Annotated in this window: 15 protein-coding genes and 1 tRNA gene; 9 read left to right on the top strand and 7 right to left on the bottom strand. The window is 68.2% G+C overall.

Going from position 1 to position 17239, the window contains the following annotated elements; all coding sequences use genetic code 11:
* Positions 1-16: 16 nt before the first annotated feature.
* From PP359_RS08545 to PP359_RS08520, 6 genes are read right to left on the bottom strand one after another with little or no spacing between them, the layout of a single operon-like run.
* Positions 17-1747 carry a protein kinase domain-containing protein gene (locus PP359_RS08545; RefSeq protein WP_499250333.1) on the bottom strand — a complete coding sequence of 577 codons (1731 nt, stop codon included), beginning with the start codon at positions 1745-1747 and terminating at the stop codon, positions 17-19.
* The gene (locus tag PP359_RS08540) at positions 1744-3204 is read right to left on the bottom strand and encodes a peptidoglycan D,D-transpeptidase FtsI family protein (RefSeq protein ID WP_295777272.1); all 1461 of its coding nucleotides are present in this window, start codon (positions 3202-3204) and stop codon (positions 1744-1746) included. The genes PP359_RS08545 and PP359_RS08540 overlap by 4 nt, the downstream gene beginning before the upstream one ends.
* Positions 3201-4592, bottom strand: coding sequence for an FtsW/RodA/SpoVE family cell cycle protein (locus PP359_RS08535; RefSeq protein ID WP_036319477.1), 1392 nt, complete (start codon positions 4590-4592; stop codon positions 3201-3203). Before PP359_RS08535 ends, PP359_RS08540 begins: the two co-directional genes overlap by 4 nt.
* The gene (locus PP359_RS08530; RefSeq protein ID WP_499250332.1) at positions 4589-5827 is read right to left on the bottom strand and encodes a PP2C family protein-serine/threonine phosphatase; all 1239 of its coding nucleotides are present in this window, start codon (positions 5825-5827) and stop codon (positions 4589-4591) included. The genes PP359_RS08535 and PP359_RS08530 overlap by 4 nt, the downstream gene beginning before the upstream one ends.
* Before the next feature lie 10 nt (positions 5828-5837).
* Positions 5838-6383 carry an FHA domain-containing protein FhaB/FipA gene (locus tag PP359_RS08525; protein ID WP_036319471.1) on the bottom strand — a complete coding sequence of 182 codons (546 nt, stop codon included), beginning with the start codon at positions 6381-6383 and terminating at the stop codon, positions 5838-5840.
* The gene (locus PP359_RS08520; protein WP_295817976.1) at positions 6380-7111 is read right to left on the bottom strand and encodes an FHA domain-containing protein; all 732 of its coding nucleotides are present in this window, start codon (positions 7109-7111) and stop codon (positions 6380-6382) included. The genes PP359_RS08525 and PP359_RS08520 overlap by 4 nt, the downstream gene beginning before the upstream one ends.
* Positions 7112-7349: 238 nt before the next feature.
* On the opposite strand from PP359_RS08520, the gene PP359_RS08515 reads away from it, so the two are divergent.
* The 8 genes from PP359_RS08515 (at position 7350) to PP359_RS08480 (ending at position 15002) form a co-directional block, all read left to right on the top strand.
* Positions 7350-7433, top strand: a tRNA-Leu gene (locus PP359_RS08515).
* Positions 7434-7564: 131 nt separating this feature from the next.
* Positions 7565-8284, top strand: coding sequence for a response regulator transcription factor (locus tag PP359_RS08510; protein ID WP_499250331.1), 720 nt, complete (start codon positions 7565-7567; stop codon positions 8282-8284).
* Positions 8281-9747 carry a sensor histidine kinase gene (locus tag PP359_RS08505; RefSeq protein WP_499250330.1) on the top strand — a complete coding sequence of 489 codons (1467 nt, stop codon included), beginning with the start codon at positions 8281-8283 and terminating at the stop codon, positions 9745-9747. The genes PP359_RS08510 and PP359_RS08505 overlap by 4 nt, the downstream gene beginning before the upstream one ends.
* Positions 9748-9824: 77 nt before the next feature.
* A complete protein-coding gene (locus PP359_RS08500; protein ID WP_499250329.1) occupies positions 9825-10850 on the top strand; it encodes a phosphodiester glycosidase family protein in 1026 nt (341 codons plus the stop codon).
* A gap of 9 nt (positions 10851-10859) precedes the next feature.
* Positions 10860-11966: a GtrA family protein gene (locus PP359_RS08495; protein WP_347418160.1), complete on the top strand. Its 1107-nt coding sequence runs from the start codon at positions 10860-10862 to the stop codon at positions 11964-11966.
* Positions 11963-12616, top strand: coding sequence for a DUF4956 domain-containing protein (locus tag PP359_RS08490; protein ID WP_294979415.1), 654 nt, complete (start codon positions 11963-11965; stop codon positions 12614-12616). The genes PP359_RS08495 and PP359_RS08490 overlap by 4 nt, the downstream gene beginning before the upstream one ends.
* On the top strand, positions 12613-13434 hold the full coding sequence (locus tag PP359_RS08485) for a VTC domain-containing protein (protein WP_294979418.1): 822 nt from the start codon (positions 12613-12615) through the stop codon (positions 13432-13434). Before PP359_RS08490 ends, PP359_RS08485 begins: the two co-directional genes overlap by 4 nt.
* A gap of 11 nt (positions 13435-13445) precedes the next feature.
* Positions 13446-15002, top strand: coding sequence for a carbohydrate-binding domain-containing protein (locus PP359_RS08480; protein WP_499250328.1), 1557 nt, complete (start codon positions 13446-13448; stop codon positions 15000-15002).
* 51 nt (positions 15003-15053) lie between these two features.
* On the opposite strand, the gene PP359_RS08475 is transcribed toward PP359_RS08480, so the two are convergent.
* A complete protein-coding gene (locus tag PP359_RS08475; protein ID WP_347418162.1) occupies positions 15054-15719 on the bottom strand; it encodes a GntR family transcriptional regulator in 666 nt (221 codons plus the stop codon).
* Between the two features lie 143 nt (positions 15720-15862).
* On the opposite strand from PP359_RS08475, the gene PP359_RS08470 reads away from it, so the two are divergent.
* Positions 15863-17227, top strand: coding sequence for an ABC transporter substrate-binding protein (locus PP359_RS08470; RefSeq protein ID WP_347418163.1), 1365 nt, complete (start codon positions 15863-15865; stop codon positions 17225-17227).
* The last annotated feature ends 12 nt before the right edge of the window (positions 17228-17239 follow it).

Here is a 17239-nt window from a genome sequence, read left to right as displayed (position 1 = left end):
GGGGGCGCGACGCCGCTCAGGGAGCCGGCGTGCCCGTGGGCGTCGTCGTCGTCGGGATCGGAGCCTGACCCTCCTGCGAGTCCGGGCTCGTGCGATCGCCGCACTGCGCGCTGTACTTCACGAGGATCAACGAGCCCGGCTGCACGTTCTTGTCCGCCGTCACCTGAAGGCTCCGCGGAGCCGTGGGTGACTGGTAAGTCGTGCTGTTGTTGGCGTTGAAGGTGCCGTTGATCACGGTGAAGTTGTACGCGGTCACCGAGGACCCGGCCGGGCATCCGCTGAACGCATCCCACGTCACGGTGAAGGTCTGCGACCCCTTCGGGTCGTTCGTCACCGTCGGCGCGTTCGGCGTTCCGATCGGGCTCATCTCGTCGTAGAAGGTCAGCGTCACCGGGCTGCTGAGCTTGACGTTGCCCGTGGTCGGGTTGGTCTGGTACACCTTGCCGACCTCGTCCTGCGTCGTTGCCGCGGATCCCCGCTCGCAGGAGACGTTGGTGAAACCGGCCTTCTCAGCGATGGCCTTTGCGGCGTCACACGTCTGCCCGATCAGTCCAAGGCTGTCGATGGCCACCGTCGTGGGACTCGCCGAGGGTGACGGGGGCGTCGCGGAGCGGCTGGGTGTCTGCGATGTCGAGCTCGACGTCGGAGCGGGCTGCGCGCCCTGATTCGCGAAAAGGGCGAACAGCGTGCCGCCCAGCACGATGAGCAGCAACGCGATGAGCGCGACCAGCGGCCACGTCCACGGGCTGCGCTTCTTCTTCTGCGGCTCGTCCGCGGCGTCGGCGGCCGCGACGGCGCCCACCGCGCCCGCCGTCGGCAGCAGACGTGTAGCCTCCTGGGTCGCGACGCCCGGCGTGAGGAGCTTGGTCGCCTCGTCCATGGCCATGCCGCCGGCGATCGCCGGGACGATGGCCGCCGCGCCGGCGACATCGCCGCGACGAAGTGCGGTCGCCGCGCGGGCGACCGCCGAGGCGGTCGCGGGACGGTCCTCGGGCTTCTTCGCGATCATGCTCATCACGAAGTTGCGCACCGGTTCGGCGATGGTGGCGGCCAGCGGCGGCGGGGTGTCGTTGATCTGCGCCATCGCGATCGCCACCTGCGACTCCCCGGTGAAGGGACGCTTGCCAGCGAGGCACTCGTAGGCGACGATGCCCAGCGAGTAGATGTCGGTCGCGGGGGATGCCGCATGGCCCGACGCCTGCTCCGGCGACAGGTACTGCACGGTTCCCATCACCTGACCGGTGGCCGTGAGCGGTACCTGATCGGCGATACGGGCGATGCCGAAGTCTGTGATCTTCACCCGTCCGTCGGGTGTGATGAGCAGGTTCCCCGGCTTGATGTCGCGGTGCACGAGGCCGGCGGCGTGCGCGGCCTGCAGGGCGGCCGCGGTCTGAGCGACGATGTCGAGGGTCTTGTCGGTGGACAGCGAGCCCTCGCGCTCGAGGATGGTCGACAGGGCTTCCCCGGGGACGAGCTCCATCACGAGGAAGGCGGAGCCGTTCTCCTCGCCGTAGTCGAAGACGCTCGCGATCCCCTCGTGGTTGACGAGCGCCGCGTGGCGGGCCTCGGCACGGAAGCGCTCCAGGAAGCCCGGGTCTCCCATGTACTCGTCTTTGAGGATCTTGATCGCGACGGTGCGTCCGATCACATGGTCGGTGGCCTCCCAGACCTCACCCATGCCGCCGATTGCGATCCGCGAATCCAGCTCGTAGCGTCCACCGAAGCTCACACCCTGTGTCGGTCTCATCTGCTCAGCACCGCCTCCATGACTTTCTTCGCGATTGGAGCCGCGATCCCGTTGCTCGTGCCGGACTGCCCGAGACCTCCGCCGTTTTCCACCATCACGGCGACGACCACTTTCGGGTCGTTGGCCGGGGCGAAGCCCGTGAACCAGAGAGTGTACGGATCCGAGGGTCCGTGCTCCGCGGTACCGGTCTTCCCGGCCACGTCGACCCCGTCTATTGTTGCACCGCTGGCCGCGCCGTCACGGACATTGGAGATCATCAGCGAGGTCATCGTCGCGGCATCCGTCGTGCTGAGCGCACGGCCCAGCTCGGTGTCGGTGAACGTCTCCTGCACGGTCAGATCGGGCGCCACGACGCGGTCGACCATGCGCGGCTTCATGACCATGCCGCCGTTGGCGATGCCGGCGGCCACCATCGCCATCTGCAGCGGGGTGGCGGTGACGCTGCCCTGCCCGAACCCCGTCAGGGCGACCTTGTCGGCCGAGAGGGCGCCCGTCGGGTATGCCGAGGTGACGACGCCGAGCGGGATGTCGATGCTCGCGTTGTTGAAGCCGTACTTCTCGGCTTCGGCGCGCAGCGCGTCCTGACCGAGGGCGACGGCGAGCTGGGCCATCGGGATGTTGCAGCTCAGGCGCAGGGCGGTCGCGATGGTGACCTGATCGCCCGGGCCGCATGTGTTGCCGTCGAAGTTGCGGATCGAGGTCGACGTGCCCGGCAGCGTGTAGGTCGCGGGGTTCGGGAAGGTCGAGTCGGGCGTGAACTTGCCCGATGCCAGCGCTGCCGAGACGACGACGAGCTTGAAGGTCGACCCGGGTGGGTTCAGCGTGCCGATGGCGCGGTTGTCGAGCGGGTTGACCGCGGCGTTCATCAGCTGGTCGTAGGTCGTGTTGACCTGCTGCGCGTTGTGCACGGCCATCGCGTTGGTGTCGTAGCTCGGGCTCGTGACCATCGCGAGAACGCGCCCGGTCTTGGGCTCGAGGGCGACGACGGCGCCCTGATAGGTGCCGAGCGCGTCGAAGGCGGCCTTCTGGATGGCCGGGTCGAGGGTGAGCAGCACGTTGGAGCCGCGCGCGGGCTGACCCGTGATGATCTGATCGACGCGCGAGAGGAACTGCGAGTTGGCGGTGCCCGAGAGCTCCTTGTTCATCGCCTGCTCGAGTCCGGTCACCGAGTTCAGCAGCGGGTTCATGTAGCCGGTCACCGGCGCCCACATCTGGGGGTCGGCGTACTGGCGCTGCCAGGCGTACACGTCGTCGCTGGGCACGGAGTCGGCGATGACGGTGTCGCCGGCGATGATCGACCCGCGCTGCACCTCGAACGAGTCGTAGAGCGCGCGCTTGTTGAGCGGGTTCTCGCTGAGATCGCCGGCCTGGACGACCTGGATCCAGCTGGTCGCGCCGAACAGGGCCACGAACATGGCGAGCATGATCAGCGACAGCCGTCGCAGTTCGCGGGTCATCCGATCACCACCCGGGGGCGCGAGCGCACGGCATCCGAGATGCGCAGCAGCAACGCGACGACGATCCAGTTGGCCACCAGCGACGATCCGCCCGCCGCGAGGAACGGGGTCGTCAGCCCCGTCAGGGGGATGAGTCGGGTGACGCCCCCGACCATGATGAACACCTGGAGCGCGATGGTGAACGACAGGCCGGTGGCCAGCAGCTTTCCGAAGTCGTCCTGGCCGGCGATGCCGATGCGGATGCCGCGACTGGTGAACACCATGTACAGGCAGAGGATCGCGAAGACGCCGATGAGCCCCAGCTCTTCGCCGATGCTAGGGAAGATGTAGTCGCTCTGCGACAGGGGGGTCAGCCCCGGCCGTCCACGCCCGAGACCGGTTCCGAGCAGGCCGCCCTCGGACAGGCCGAAGATGCCGCTCACGAGCTGATAGCTGCCGCCCGCGCTGTCGATGACGGCGGGGTTGAAGGCGTCCAGCCAGTTCTGGAAGCGCCCACCCACGTAGCTGAGCACCTGCGAGGCGATGAGGGCGCCGCCGACGGCGAGGAGCAGGCCGAGCACCGCCCAGCTCGTCTTGCCCGTGGCCACGTAGATCATCGCGATGAACATCCCGAACATGAGCAGACCCGTGCCCAGGTCGCGCTGGAAGATGATGATCGCCATCGAGGCGAGCCAGATGAGCAGAAGGGGACCGAGCTCGCGGGCGCGCGGCCACGTCATGCCGAGGAAACGCGTTCCCACCGAGGTGAGGGCCTCGCGCGTGCGCACGAGATAGCCGGCGAAGAAGATGGCCAGCGCGATCTTCGCCAGCTCGCCCGGCTGGAAGGAGAAGAGACCGCCGATGGAGATCCACACATCGGCGTTGGCGTCGGTGCCCAGTCCCGGGACGAAGGGGAGCACGAGCAGCAGGATGCCGACGAAGCCGAACACGTACGTGTAGCGGAAGAGCACGCGGTAGTTCTTCAGGAAGATCACGATGGCGACCGCCGCGGCGCTCGCGATGGCGAGCCACACCAGTTGACGCGTCGAGAGGGCGTCCCACCCGGTGCTCTGGTCTTCGATGTCGATGCGGTAGATCATCGCGAGGCCCAGACCCGACAACACGGTCGCGATGGGAACAACGAACGGGTCGGCTTGAGAGGCCTTGAAGCGCAGCACGATGTGCAGGGCGAGCACGAGCACCGTCAGCGCGCCGCAGTAGTAGAGGAACGTCCAGTCGATGTGGCCGAGCGCGCCCAACTGCACGAGGGCGATCGCGGCGCCGTTGATCACGAAGGCGAACAGCAGCAGCCCGAGTTCACGGTTGCGCTGCGTCTGCGGCATCCGGAGCTTTCTCAGCGCCTTGACGACCGTGGTGTCGGCCTGGACGGTGTCGGTCGCCGAGCTCATCGTTCACCCTCCAGAGTGGTGCGCAGGGTGTCGACGATCTGCTCGGCATCGGAGAGCGACCGGGCCGAGATCGTCGAGGTGACCGCGAGACGTTGATAGAACGGCAGATCGTTCAGGGAGATGCCGGTGTCCTCGTAGACGGACGAGAGGGAGATCGGTCCGATGTCCTGCTGGATGCCGCGGTAGATGACGACGGTGTCGGTGTCGGCGCCGACGAAGTACCGCGTCTGAGTCCAGGCGTAGGCGCCGAGCGCTGCCGCCGAGAGGGCGGCGAGGATCGCGATCAGGCCGACGACCCACCAGATGCGCCGACGGCGGGCGCGTCGGCGGTCTTCCTCGATGAGCTCCTCGAGGAACTCCGCGGCGGGCTCGAAGTGCGTCGGTTCGTTGGCTGCCTGGCGGGCGGTGTGCAGCCAGCTGGTGCGCCCGGGGCGGGCGGCCGGCACGTCGACGCCCTGCGGGTTGGATGCCGAGCCGACGATCGTCGCGGTACCGCTGAACATCGGGTGGCTGCCGCCCACATCGACGATGACGACGGTCACGTTGTCGGGGGCGCCGCCGTCGAGCGCCTGCTTGAGCAGGAGATCGGCGGTGCGACCCGGCGGGTAGTGGTGGCCGAGCACCTTGCTGGTGTGGGCGTCATCGACGACGCCGGACAGGCCGTCGGAGCAGAGCAGCCAGCGATCACCGGGCTGCGTCGGCATGATGAACGTGTCGACCTCGGGGTCGGGGTCCATGTCGCCGAGTACGCGCATGAGCACGGACCGGCGCGGGTGGTAGCGGGCTTCTTCGGGAGTGATGCGACCCGAGTCGACGAGGCGCTGCACGAAGGTGTGATCGGTCGTGATCTGGGTGAGCGCATCGTCGCGGTAGAGGTAGATGCGCGAGTCGCCGATGTGGGCGATCACGGCGTAGTCGTCGACCATGATCAGGCCGCTGACGGTGGTGCCCATGCCCGCGAGCTCGGGCCGTCGTGCGACGGTGCCGATCAGCACGCCGGCGGTCGAGGAGATGGCTTCCTGCAGCGCCTGTTCGGCCTCGGCGGTCGACGTGTACGGGCGGTCGAGGTCTTTGAGGCGGTGGACGGCGATGCTCGAGGCGACGTCGCCTCCGGCGTGGCCACCCATCCCGTCGGCGACGACGAAGAGATTCGAGCCCGCGTAGCCCGAATCCTGGTTGTTGGAGCGCACCTTCCCCGTGTGGGAGATGGCGACGCTCGATCCCTCGAAGACCATGGGAGGCGGGCTACTTCCTCAGCTCGAACGTCGTCGCGCCGACCTTGATCGGTGCGCCCACGCGGATGGGCACCGGGGTGCTCACGCGAGCACCGTCGTGCCAGGTTCCGTTGGTGGAGTCGAGGTCCTGGATCATCCACTGGTCGCCCCAGAGCAGCAGGCGCGCGTGGTGGCTGGAGGTGTAGTCGTCGCGGATCACGAGCCCCGACTCGCTGGAGCGGCCGATCGTCAGCGCGTCAGAACCGAGCGGCAGCTCGAGGCCGGCCTTCGGGCCGCTCGTGATCACGATGCGCGACACGGCGTCGCGGGTCGCCTTCTGCGGTCCGCTCGGGCTCGCAGCGGCGGCAGGAGCGGCCGGGGCGATGGGTGCCGTTGCCGCCTGAGCGGGGGCGGGAGCGGATGCCGCGGGGGCGACACCGGCGGCCGCGGGTTCGGGCAGCTTTCGCACCTTCACCCCGAAGAGGTCGGCGCGCAGCGAGTAGACGACGGCGAAGACGAAGAACCACAGCAGGATCAGGAATCCGATCTGCAGCAGCAGGAGAGTCAACTCGCTCACGCGGATCCTCCGATTCCAAAGGCGCGGGTCGCGTCGGCGGCAGAGGTCGAGGGTCGAGGGGGCGCGGCCTGTGCGATGACGCGGAAGACGATCTCGGTGCGGCCGATCGTGACCACGGAGTCGGGGAGCAGCGGCGCTTCGGTGATCTTCGTACCGTTCAGCTGCGTGCCGTTGGTCGATCCCATGTCGCGCACCATGGCGCGCTCGCCGTCCCAGAGGATCTCGACGTGGCGACGGCTGGTCCCGGCATCCGGGATCGTGATGTCGGCGTCGCTGCCGCGTCCGATCACGGTGCGTCCCTTCGCCAGCGTGTGCTGCGCTCCGGCGATCTCGACGATGCCGCGCCAGGCGACCTGGCCCGCCGCAGTCTGCGAGGCGACCCGCAGCGTGCCCGTCGACAGTGTGGGATCGCCCGCGAGGGCGATCGTGACGGGGCCGGCGAAGGTGAATCCCTGCGCCTTCGCGTGAGCGTCGACGAGGGTGTGCAGTTCGGAGTCCAGCGCGCTGCCCAGGCCGAGCATGCGCTCGGCATCGGCCGGCGACATGCGCACCTCGAAGGTGTTCGGGGCGAGGATGCGGTCGCGGCTGACGACGGCAGCCTTCGCATCGAGCTCGCTGCGCAGGGCGGCCGCGATCTCGACGGGCTGAATGCCGCTACGGAAGGACTTCGCGAACGCGCTGTTGACTGCGCGCTCGAGTCCCTTCTCGAAGCTGTCCAGTAGTCCCACAGGGCTCCTCAGGATCGCCGACCGGTGCGTACATGCTAGTTGCACAGGCTGAGCAGACGCGGAACGCGCCGATCTGGCGCGCGGGGGAATGGGGGTTTCGACTCCTGCCGCTCGCTCAACGAGCGGCAGATGGCCAGCCCGCTCGTTGAGCGAGACGGGCACCGCCGAGTCGAAACGGGTCTCGGAGCGTGATATCCTCGGGAAGTTGAGTCCGTGAGATCTTCGGAGATCGCGGCTCGCGCGAGTGGCGGAATAGGCAGACGCGCTGGCTTCAGGTGCCAGTGCCCGAAAGGGCGTGGGGGTTCAACTCCCCCCTCGCGCACAGCGACGAAGAGACCGACCGGTGATCGAACCGGGCGGTCTCTTTTCTTTTGTGCGCGCGTGCGGAACTCACATGCATCTCTTCGAAGATGGCGTGGTCCCGGTCGGGGCGGACAGGGCATTCTGGGACGCATGGACAGTCCCCGACCCACGCTCACTCGCATCGACGGCAGTCCCGTTCGCGCGCTCGTCGTGGACGACGAGCTCAACCTTGGGGAATTGCTGCGGATGGCGATGGCGAAGGAAGGATGGGACGCGCGTGCGGTCACCGACAGTCGCCACGCCCTCGAGGTGATCGCCGACTTCGACCCCGACCTCCTGGTGCTCGACGTCATGATGCCCGACCTCGACGGTGTAGAACTGCTGTCGCGGATCCGGGCGAGCGGAAACGACGTTCCCGTCCTGTTCCTGACCGCGAAAGACGCCGTCGAGGACCGTATCGCGGGGATGGCCGCCGGCGGTGACGACTACGTCACGAAGCCGTTCAACCTCGAAGAAGTCATCCTGCGGCTGCGCGCGATGGCGCGTCGTCACGTCGCTGCGGCTGCGGCCGTGGACGACCTGCTCCGGGTCGGCGATCTGACCCTCGACGAAGACGCTTACGAGGTCAAGCGGGCGGGAACGCCCATCACCCTGACGGCAAAGGAGTTCGAGTTGCTGCGCTACCTCATGCACAACGCTCTGCGCGTCGTGAGCAAGTCGCAGATCCTCGACGCCGTGTGGGGCTACGACTTCGGCGGCGACAGCGGTGTCGTGGAGATCTACATCTCCTACCTGCGGCGCAAGATCGACTCCGGTTCCGATTCGATGATCCACACCGTGCGCGGGGTGGGTTACATGATCAAACCGTGAACCTGCGCCGGCCTCTGACGCTGCAGCGCGCCCTCGTCCTCGGCACGGGTGTTCTGGTGGCGCTCGCGATCGTCGTCATGAGCGTCGCGACGGTGTTCGCGCTGCGCGCCTTCGTCTACGACCGGCTCGATGAGCAGGTCGTCGGGGGTCTGGCGGTTGCGGGGGGCGACGGGCATGCCCAGGGCGGGGGTGCAGATCACGGCAACGGATCGTCCGCCGCGAAAGAGCCGGATCCACGCGTCGGCTCTCTCCAGGTCGTGCTCGATGCCGCCGGCACGCAGGTGTCGGCGTCGTATACGCGTGCGGACGGCACCGAGGTCACTCTGTCCGCCGACCAGGTGGCCTCGCTGTCGGCATCCGTGCCCACCGATCGCCAGCCGGTGACCGTCGATCTTGGCTCTGATCTGGGTTCTTTCCGTGTTGCGGCGCAGTCCGTCGGCGGACGAACGGTGATGTCCGGGATGTCGTTGGCGGATGCCGCGGCGACCACGACCGCGCTGACGACGATCCTGGTCGCCGTCGGCGGAGTGACACTCGTCGTCACGATCGGAGCTCTTTCCCTTCTCGTTCGCCAGCGCCTGCGACCCCTGGAGCGTGTGGCCGCGGTCGCGCAGCGGGTATCGGCGCTGCCGCTGGGTCGCGGGGACGTCGAGATCCCTGATCGCGTCGCCGACGCCGACACCGATGTGCGCACGGAGGTCGGGCGCGTCGGTGCCTCGCTGAACGATCTGCTCGGACACGTGCAGGCGGCACTGGCCGCCCGCCAGCACAGCGAGAGCGAGCTGCGGCGATTCATCGCCGACGCCAGTCATGAGCTGCGTACGCCTTTGGCCAGCGTGCGTGGCTACGCGCAACTGTCGCTGACCGGGCCGGAGGCGATGTCGGATTCGCAGCGGCGATCGCTCGAACGCATCGAGTCGGAGGCGCGTCGGATGGCATCTTTGGTGGACGATCTGCTGCTGCTGGCGAGACTCGACGCCGGACAGCGCCTTCGTGACGACGACGTCGAATTACCGCTTCTCGCCATCGATGCGGTCGATGACGCCCGCACGGTCGATCCCACCCGCCACTGGCGCCTGCAGATACCGGGGGACGCCCCGATCACCGTGCGCGGTGACGAGGATCGCTTGCGTCAGGTCCTGGCGAATCTTCTGCGCAACGCCCAGATGCACACCCCGCCGGGGACGACCGTCACGACGTCGCTGGCACGAGACGGTGACGAGGTGGTTCTGGGTGTGCGCGACACGGGCCCCGGCATCGACCCGGCGGTGCGCGACGGTCTCTTCCAGCGATTCACCCGCGGAGATCGCGCGCGTAACCGCAACGCGGGAAGCACGGGCCTCGGCCTCTCCATCGCGGAGGCGATCGTCGCCGCCCACGGCGGCACCATCACGGTCGACAGCACTGTCTCCGGGGCCAGCTTCAGCGTCCGCCTGCCACTCAACCGACCCCGGCCCTCATAGGTCAAACATAGGCTTGCATAGCCGATACCGAAACTTCGGCAGGGTTCGATTAGTCCGCGCTCCGTAGACCTGTGGGTATGGACAACGCCCACCGAAATCGCGACACCGCCAGCACGGACACGGCGCCCGCTCCCGACAGGTCGCGGCGTCGCATCCGGCGTCGCACTCTGCTGATCGGCGCCCTCAGCCTGACTCTCGTCCTCGGCGGCACCGCCTGGTGGGCCGCCGATCGCTACCTCATTCCGCATGTCGAGGTCGCCGACGTCGCCGCCTACGAGGCGGCCCATGCAAGCGTCATCGCCACGGCGTCCGCCACGGCATCCGTCTCCGCATCAGACGCGACCGCAGAGAAGACCCTGACGGACACCTCCTACCGCGACGGTTCCACCTCCGTCACGGTGTCGACCGTGACCACGGGGTCAGGCTCCGACATCGTCACCTACTACGTCGCGGATGTGACCTTGGGCACCGCGACCGAACTCCGTTCGGCCTTCGCCAACAACCAATTCGGCGAGAACATCGTGCAGACCACGAGCGAGATCGCCGCGGCTCACGATGCGGTCTTCGCGATCAACGGCGACTACTACGGGTTCCGCTCCACCGGCATCGAGATCCGCAACGGCGTGATCTACCGCGATGAGCCAGCGCGCCAGGGTCTCGCGTTCTACCTGGACGGCCACGTCGAGGTGTACGACGAGGCGCAGACCTCCGCCGATGCGCTGCTGGCGGCAGGTGTCTGGAACACCCTGAGCTTCGGGCCGGCGATCGTCGAGGGCGGGCAGGTCGTCTCGGGCATCGACGACGTCGAGGTCGACACCAACGTCGGAAACCACTCGATCCAGGGTGACCAGCCGCGCACGGCCGTCGGCGTCATCGACGACAACCATCTCGTCTTCGTCGTCGTCGACGGACGCCAAAGCGGCTACAGCGAAGGCGTGACGCTTCCCGAACTCGCGGACATCATGATCTCGCTCGGTGCGACCACCGCTTACAACCTCGACGGTGGCGGCAGCTCCACGATGTACTTCAACGGCACGGTGATCAACTCACCCTCCAACGGCGGTGAGCGCGGCACCAGCGACATCCTGTACCTGGCGGGCTGAGCGATGCACGTGCTGATTCCCGCTTACCAGCCCGGGCCGCAACTCGCGCCTCTCGTGGCCGATCTGCGCGCGGCCGCTCCGGAGCTCGACGTGCTCGTGGTCGACGACGGCAGCGGTGACGACTTCGCCGGTGTCTTCGCCGCCGTGCGTGCCGCGGGTGCGCGCGTCATCGCCCACGACGTCAATCGGGGAAAGGGCGCCGCCCTGAAGACCGGGTTCGCTGAGCTCGCCGCGAGCGCGCGCGGTGCCGGCGTCGTCACCGCGGATGCCGATGGGCAACACACCGTGCACGACATCGTCGCCGTCGCCGCCGGTGTGCAGTCGACCGTCGATGGGGGCGTCGACGCGCTCGTGCTCGGAGTGCGGACGTTCGGGCGGGCCGTTCCCGCGCGCAGCCGCTTCGGCAACGTCGCCTCCCGCCTCCTCTTCCAGCTCGCTACGGGGCGACGGATCTCCGACACCCAGACGGGACTGCGCGGCCTTCCCGGCAGCCGCCTTACCTGGGCGCTCAGCATCCCCGGCGACGGCTTCGAGTACGAGCAGCGGATGCTGCTGCGCGCAGCGCCCGATGCGGTCGATCTGTACGAAGTCCCCATCGACACGGTGTATCTCGGACGCAACGAGTCGAGTCACTTCCGGCCGGTGCGGGACTCGCTCAAGGTGCTGCTGCCGGTGCTGCTGTTCGCCGGCTCGTCCCTTGCCGCCTTCGTCGTGGACACGCTCGCGCTGCTGCTGCTGACCGCGGTGACGGGCTCGCTGATCGCGTCGATCATCACCGCGCGCGCCGTCTCGGCATCCGTCAACTTCGTCGTCAACAGACGGATGGTGTTCCGTGCGCGGGGAAGCAGCGTCGGCGCCCAGGCGTCGCGGTACGCGGTGCTCGCCCTGGCGCTGCTGGCATCGAACATCGCCTGGATGTCCTTCCTGACCGACGCGGGGCTGGCACTCCTGCCCGCGAAGGTCATCACCGAAGGCGTGCTGTTCATCCTCAGCTACGGAGTTCAGCGCTCCCTTGTCTTCCCTCCATCACTCGCGCCCGCGCCGGGCGCCGCGCCGCCTCGCGCCCTCCTCCAGCCCGTCCCCACCACCTCATCTCACACAGGGAGAAACCGATGACCGTCACTGCCCTCCTCCTCGCCGCCGTCGACCTCGCCGCCGCCGTCGCTCTCAGCGCGATCTACTTCCACCGCCACCGCCGACGTGACCTCGTCGTGGCCTTCCTCGGCGTCAACGTCGGCGTTCTCGCCGTCGCGTCGGTGCTGGGCACGGCGGAGGTGGCGCTAGGGCTTGGTCTCGGCCTGTTCGGAGTGCTCTCGATCATCCGGCTGCGCTCGAGCGAGATCACGCAACGCGAAGTCGCCTACTATTTCGCGGCGCTCGCGATCGGACTCATCTGCGGTCTCCCGCACACCGATCTCGTGCCGCCTTCCGTTCTCGTCGCGCTCATCCTGCTGGTCCTCGCCGTCGCCGACCACCCGCGCCTGCTCTCCCGCAGCCGCCACCAGAGCGTTCATCTCGACCGCGCCATCGCCGATGAGGATGAACTGCGCGCCGAGCTCGCTCGGCTGCTCGGCGGCGAGGTGACCGCTCTCACCGTTCAGCGGCTCGATCTCGTCGACGACACCACGCTCGTCGACGTGCGCTATCGCATCGACCCGCCGACGCGGCAGAGTGCGACTCGCGCTGCGATCGGAGAAGGCCTTCTGACCGCGGCGCCGCAAGTCGGCGACACCCGTTTCGCCGACCTCGTCGGAGGCGCACGATGAGCGCACGCTCCCGCATCCACACCACGCTCGGTGCGATGCCGCCGGTGACGCTCGACGAGGCGACGGCGGATGCGGCGCTGCTGACGCGGATCGACCGCAAGTACGTCGTTCCCCTCGACGAGGCCGCCGATCTCCTCGCCGACCTGGCATCGCAGCCCTGCGCTCCGCGGGTGCTCGAGATCGACGGGCGCCGGCAGATGGCCTATCGGTCGGTGTACTTCGACACGCCGGATCTGCTCAGCTTCCGCCTCGCCGCGCACGGGCGCCGGCGACGCTTCAAGCTCCGCACGCGCTCGTACATGGACACGGGGTCCACCTATCTCGAGTTGAAGACGCGCGGGGCCCGGGGGCTCACGCAGAAGGACCGAGACGACTACAGCGCACAGACGCCCGACGAACTGAGCGCCGATGCCCGCGGCGAGGTGGCGCTCGCTCTCGACGCCATCGGGATCGACGCGGCGCGCGCCGACGATCTCGACGCGCGTCTGCAGACCCTCTACCACCGCTCGAGCCTCGTCTGGTCCGCTTCGCCGGATGCCGGGGCATCCCGCGCCACCGTCGATCTCGACCTCGAGTGGGTCGACGCCTCGGGTGCCGGCTTCCTCGTCCCGCGCTTCGCGATCATCGAGACCAAATCCCCCGGAAGCGCCGGCACGCTCGACCGCGCGCTGTGGCGCGCAGGTCATCGCCCGCAGCGCGTCAGCAAGTACGCCACGGGCATGGCGGCGCTGCGCGGCGACCTCCCCCGAAACCGGTGGACGCGTGTGCTCGCAGGTCCGTTCTCCTCCGCCGTCCACACCTCTCACCCCTCTTCCTGAAAGGACGCATCATGCGCCGCCGAATCCTTCCCTTCGCCCTTCCCCTGGCCATCGCGGCCGTCGTTCTCACCGGCTGCAGCGTCACCGCCACGCCCACGGCATCGTCCTCGGCGAGTGTCGCGGCGACGTCCGCCGCCGCACAGACCGTCGCGGACATCGATGCTGCGGTACCGGCCGCCGCAGCCGCGGTGCTCGCCGAGAACGCGGACGGCACCGTCGTGAACGACGACGAGTGGGACGCTGCGGACGCCGTCGGGATCACGCTGTCCGGATCGACAGCGACCAGCGACGCGGCAGGCGTGGAGGTCTCCGGCTCGACCGTGACCGTCACCGCCGCCGGTGTCTACCGTGTCAGCGGCAGCCTCGACGGTCAGCTGGTGGTCGCGGCTCCCGATGACGCCCTCGTCGTTCTCATCCTGGACGGTGCGAGCGTGACCGCCTCGACGGGTGCGGCGATCCAGGTCGTCTCGGCGGATGACGTGGCGATCAATCTCGCTGAGGGCTCCACCAACACGATCACCGGAGCCAGCTCCGCGGATGCCGATGCGAGTGCCGCCGTCTACGCCGACACCGATCTGACGATCTCCGGCTCGGGCGCGCTCGCCGTCACGGACTCGGGCAACGACGGCATCTCGGCCACGGACGACCTCGCGATCATCGGCGGAACGATCACCGTGAACGCCGCCGACGACGGCCTGCGAGGCAAGGACTCGCTCATCATCTCCGGAGGAACCGTCTCGATCACCGCCGGCGGCGACGCTCTCAAGAGCGACCAGACCGACGATGCGACGAAGGGGTACGTGTGGATCGGCGGAGGCACGGTCGATGCCACCGCAGGAGATGACGGCATCGACGCCCAGACCGACGCCGTTATCAGTGCCGGAACGTTCACCGTGGCCAGCGATAACGACGGCATCCACTCGGAGACCATTCTGGTGATCGCGGGTGGCGACGTCACCGTCACGCGCTCCAACGAGGGCATCGAGTCGGCTGACATCCGCATCGCGGGCGGCACCACGCGGGTGACCTCGACCGACGACGGGGTGAACGCGTCGGGCAACTCCTCCGGTGGCGGGATGGGCGGCGGCATGCAGGACACCGGTGAGAAGCTGACCATCTCTGGTGGGACCCTCCTGGTCGACGCCCTGGGCGACGGCCTGGACTCGAACGGGACGATCGAGATGACCGGGGGAGAGGTCACCGTGTTCGGCCCGACCGCCAACGACAACGGCGCCCTCGACTCCAACGGCGGCATCACCATCTCGGGCGGAACGCTCGTCGCCATCGGCAGCAGCGGAATGGCGGAGACGCCGGAGGCGTCCTCACCACAGGGATGGCTCGCCGCGTCCGTCAGCGGAGCGGCGGGATCGACGGTGCAGATCACCGACGGGTCCGGCGCCGTCATCTCCTCCTATACGGCGACGAAGACCTTCGCCTCGGTGGTGTTCTCCTCGGCAGAGATCACGAGCGGCCAGACCTACACCGTGACCGTCGACGGGGCCGCGACATCCGTCACCGCCGGTGTGGCGGCCGCCGGTGGCATGGGCGGAGGCGGTCGGGGGCGCTGAGCTCCCGTCGCGGAGCCGCACGGGCGCACAACGGCGGCTCCGCGACGCGTCTCAGCGGGCGGGCGGGACAGCGCCCGGCGTGACGCCGTAGAGGCGTCGGATGCTGTCCTCGGCCCCGCCGGCATCGCGCGTCGCGATCCGATCACGCAGCAGCTGCCAGTTATCGCGGCGGGGGGCGGCCTCGGCGCGGACCCCTGACCATCCGCGCAGGTTGCGTTCGACGACGATGGACGTCTCGTGGATGATCGTGTCGAAAACGCTGTTGCCAGTCGCCCGCGCAGCGACGATGCCCAGGCGGGATGCCGCGGAGAACACCGCGGCCGCGTCGCCCGTGTCGATGCCCGCCAGTGCCGCATCGACCGTGGCGACGAGGTCAGCGAGATCTTCGTCGGAACAACGCGACACCGCGAGGCTGAGCGCATTGCCGAGGAAGTAGGCGGCGAACTCGCCGGTGTCGCGGCGCAGTGCGTCGCTCGGTGCCGTGACACGCGTGTAGCGACCGACCGCGATCTCGACGAGCCCGAAGCGCTCCAGTCGCTGCAGTGCTTCGCGGACCGGTGTTCTCGAGACGCCCAGCTGCTGAGCGAGCTCGACATCGCGGAGGCGATGCCCGGGAGGGAACGTGCCGTCGGCGATCGCCGCGCCGATGCGCGCGTAGATCTCGTCACTCAGGATCATCCCGCTGACGAGTTCGATCGGGGCGAGCGTCGCACTCATTTGAACGAATGGTACGGCCCCCTGTCGTGCCGCGACAGGGGGCCGTGTCCATGATTGCCATTAGATGAGATGTATGATGTACTAGCTCTCGCCGTCGCCCGACGGCCCTGTCGTCAACGACGCCGACCAGAAAAGGACGCGCAATGGCATCACAGCATCGACGCTCACGTCTTGTCCCTCGCATCATCGCTCTCGCCACGGGCCTCGCCGCCGTGGCCGCCCTCACCGCCTGCTCGGGTGGCTCGGGTGGCGGCGGAAACTCACAGTACGGCTTCGATGCCGCCGAGCAGGACGCAAAGGCGCCCATCACGGTGTGGGTCGACTCCTCCCGTGAGCCCATCGCCAACGCCTTCAAGGCGGCGAACCCCGACCTCACCGTCAACGTCGAGACCTACGACGGCAACTCCGGCGGCAGCGACTCGTTCAAGACGAAGATCGCCCTGTTCGACCAGTCCGGCTCGGGCTGGCCCGACGTCGTGTTCTCGACGCAGCAGAACGACACGTCGTGGGCCAGCAAGTCGACCAACGGCGGTCAGCCGTTCGCGGCCGTGCTCAACAAGGGGCTTCTTTCGGACGACTTCCTCAACGGCTTCACCAAGGGCGCGCTCGACCCGATGACCGTCGACGGCAACGTCTACGGCGTGCGCAACGACCTCGCTCCGGTCGTGTACTGGTACAACGACGCGCTGATGAAGCAGTTCGGCTACGACGTGCCCAAGACGTGGGAGGACTACCAGGCGCTCAGCGACAAGGTCGCAGCCGAGCACCCGGGCTACATCCTCGGCTCCGTCGGTGACTCGTTCGAGGGTCCGTACATCTACTACTGGGGCGCGCAGGCTCCGGTCTTCCAGGTGAATGGTGACACGTTCACGAGCAACTTCTCCGACCCGAACGCGGTGAAGGCCACGAAGCTCATCGACCACATGCTCGCCAACAAGACGCTCGTCAACGACAGCGTGTTCGGTGCGGACTTCGTGTCGAAGTACAGCGGCAAGGTGCTCGGTATGCCCGGCCCGGCGTGGTACTCCGGAGCGCTCTTCCAGAACAAGGACAGCCTGAACGCGCCCACCGGTACCGTCGGCGCCTCCGCCCCGCTGTATTGGAGCGGCTCGGACAAGGTCACCGGCAACGTCGGTGGTGGCGTCTGGTACGGCTCCAGCCACTCGAAGAACCTCGCCGCCGTGGCGAAGTTCCTGCAGTACGCAACGAGCTCCGACGACGCGGTCAAGCTGGCTTCGGGTCTTCCGGCCTACCAATCGGCGGCAGACAAGTGGCTCACGCAGCAGGCCAGCTCCGGCTACTACGTCGGCGACTTCAAGTCGGCGCTCACGACGGCGGCGAGCAGCGTGTGGAGCGGTTGGGGATACCCTTCCTTCAGCCCCGAGGTCGCCTACGCCTCGATCGTCATCCCCGGTATCTCGGCCGGAAAGACCCAAGCCGACCTGGTCACGCAGCTCCAGAAGGAGTACGACAACCAGGCCCAGGTGCAGGGCTACACGGTCAAGTAATTCCCGTTCCAC

This window comes from Sphingomonas sp. BLCC-B65 (genome assembly GCF_028550675.1).
Taxonomy (GTDB): domain Bacteria; phylum Actinomycetota; class Actinomycetes; order Actinomycetales; family Microbacteriaceae; genus Microbacterium.
This window is presented reverse-complemented; position numbering and strand designations above follow the sequence as displayed.

Bases quoted from the DNA above. Each gene is read 5' to 3' on its own strand.
- PP359_RS08530 (WP_499250332.1), bottom strand. From the start codon at position 5,827: ATGGTCTTCGAGGGATCGAGCGTCGCCATCTCCCACACGGGGAAGGTG.
- PP359_RS08545 (WP_499250333.1), bottom strand. From the start codon at position 1,747: ATGAGACCGACACAGGGTGTGAGCTTCGGTGGACGCTACGAGCTGGAT.
- PP359_RS08480 (WP_499250328.1), top strand. From the start codon at position 13,446: ATGCGCCGCCGAATCCTTCCCTTCGCCCTTCCCCTGGCCATCGCGGCC.
- PP359_RS08510 (WP_499250331.1), top strand. From the start codon at position 7,565: ATGGACAGTCCCCGACCCACGCTCACTCGCATCGACGGCAGTCCCGTT.
- PP359_RS08540 (WP_295777272.1), bottom strand. From the start codon at position 3,204: ATGACCCGCGAACTGCGACGGCTGTCGCTGATCATGCTCGCCATGTTC.
- PP359_RS08470 (WP_347418163.1), top strand. From the start codon at position 15,863: ATGGCATCACAGCATCGACGCTCACGTCTTGTCCCTCGCATCATCGCT.
- PP359_RS08475 (WP_347418162.1), bottom strand. From the start codon at position 15,719: ATGAGTGCGACGCTCGCCCCGATCGAACTCGTCAGCGGGATGATCCTG.
- PP359_RS08485 (WP_294979418.1), top strand. From the start codon at position 12,613: ATGAGCGCACGCTCCCGCATCCACACCACGCTCGGTGCGATGCCGCCG.
- PP359_RS08535 (WP_036319477.1), bottom strand. From the start codon at position 4,592: ATGAGCTCGGCGACCGACACCGTCCAGGCCGACACCACGGTCGTCAAG.
- PP359_RS08500 (WP_499250329.1), top strand. From the start codon at position 9,825: ATGGACAACGCCCACCGAAATCGCGACACCGCCAGCACGGACACGGCG.
- PP359_RS08490 (WP_294979415.1), top strand. From the start codon at position 11,963: ATGACCGTCACTGCCCTCCTCCTCGCCGCCGTCGACCTCGCCGCCGCC.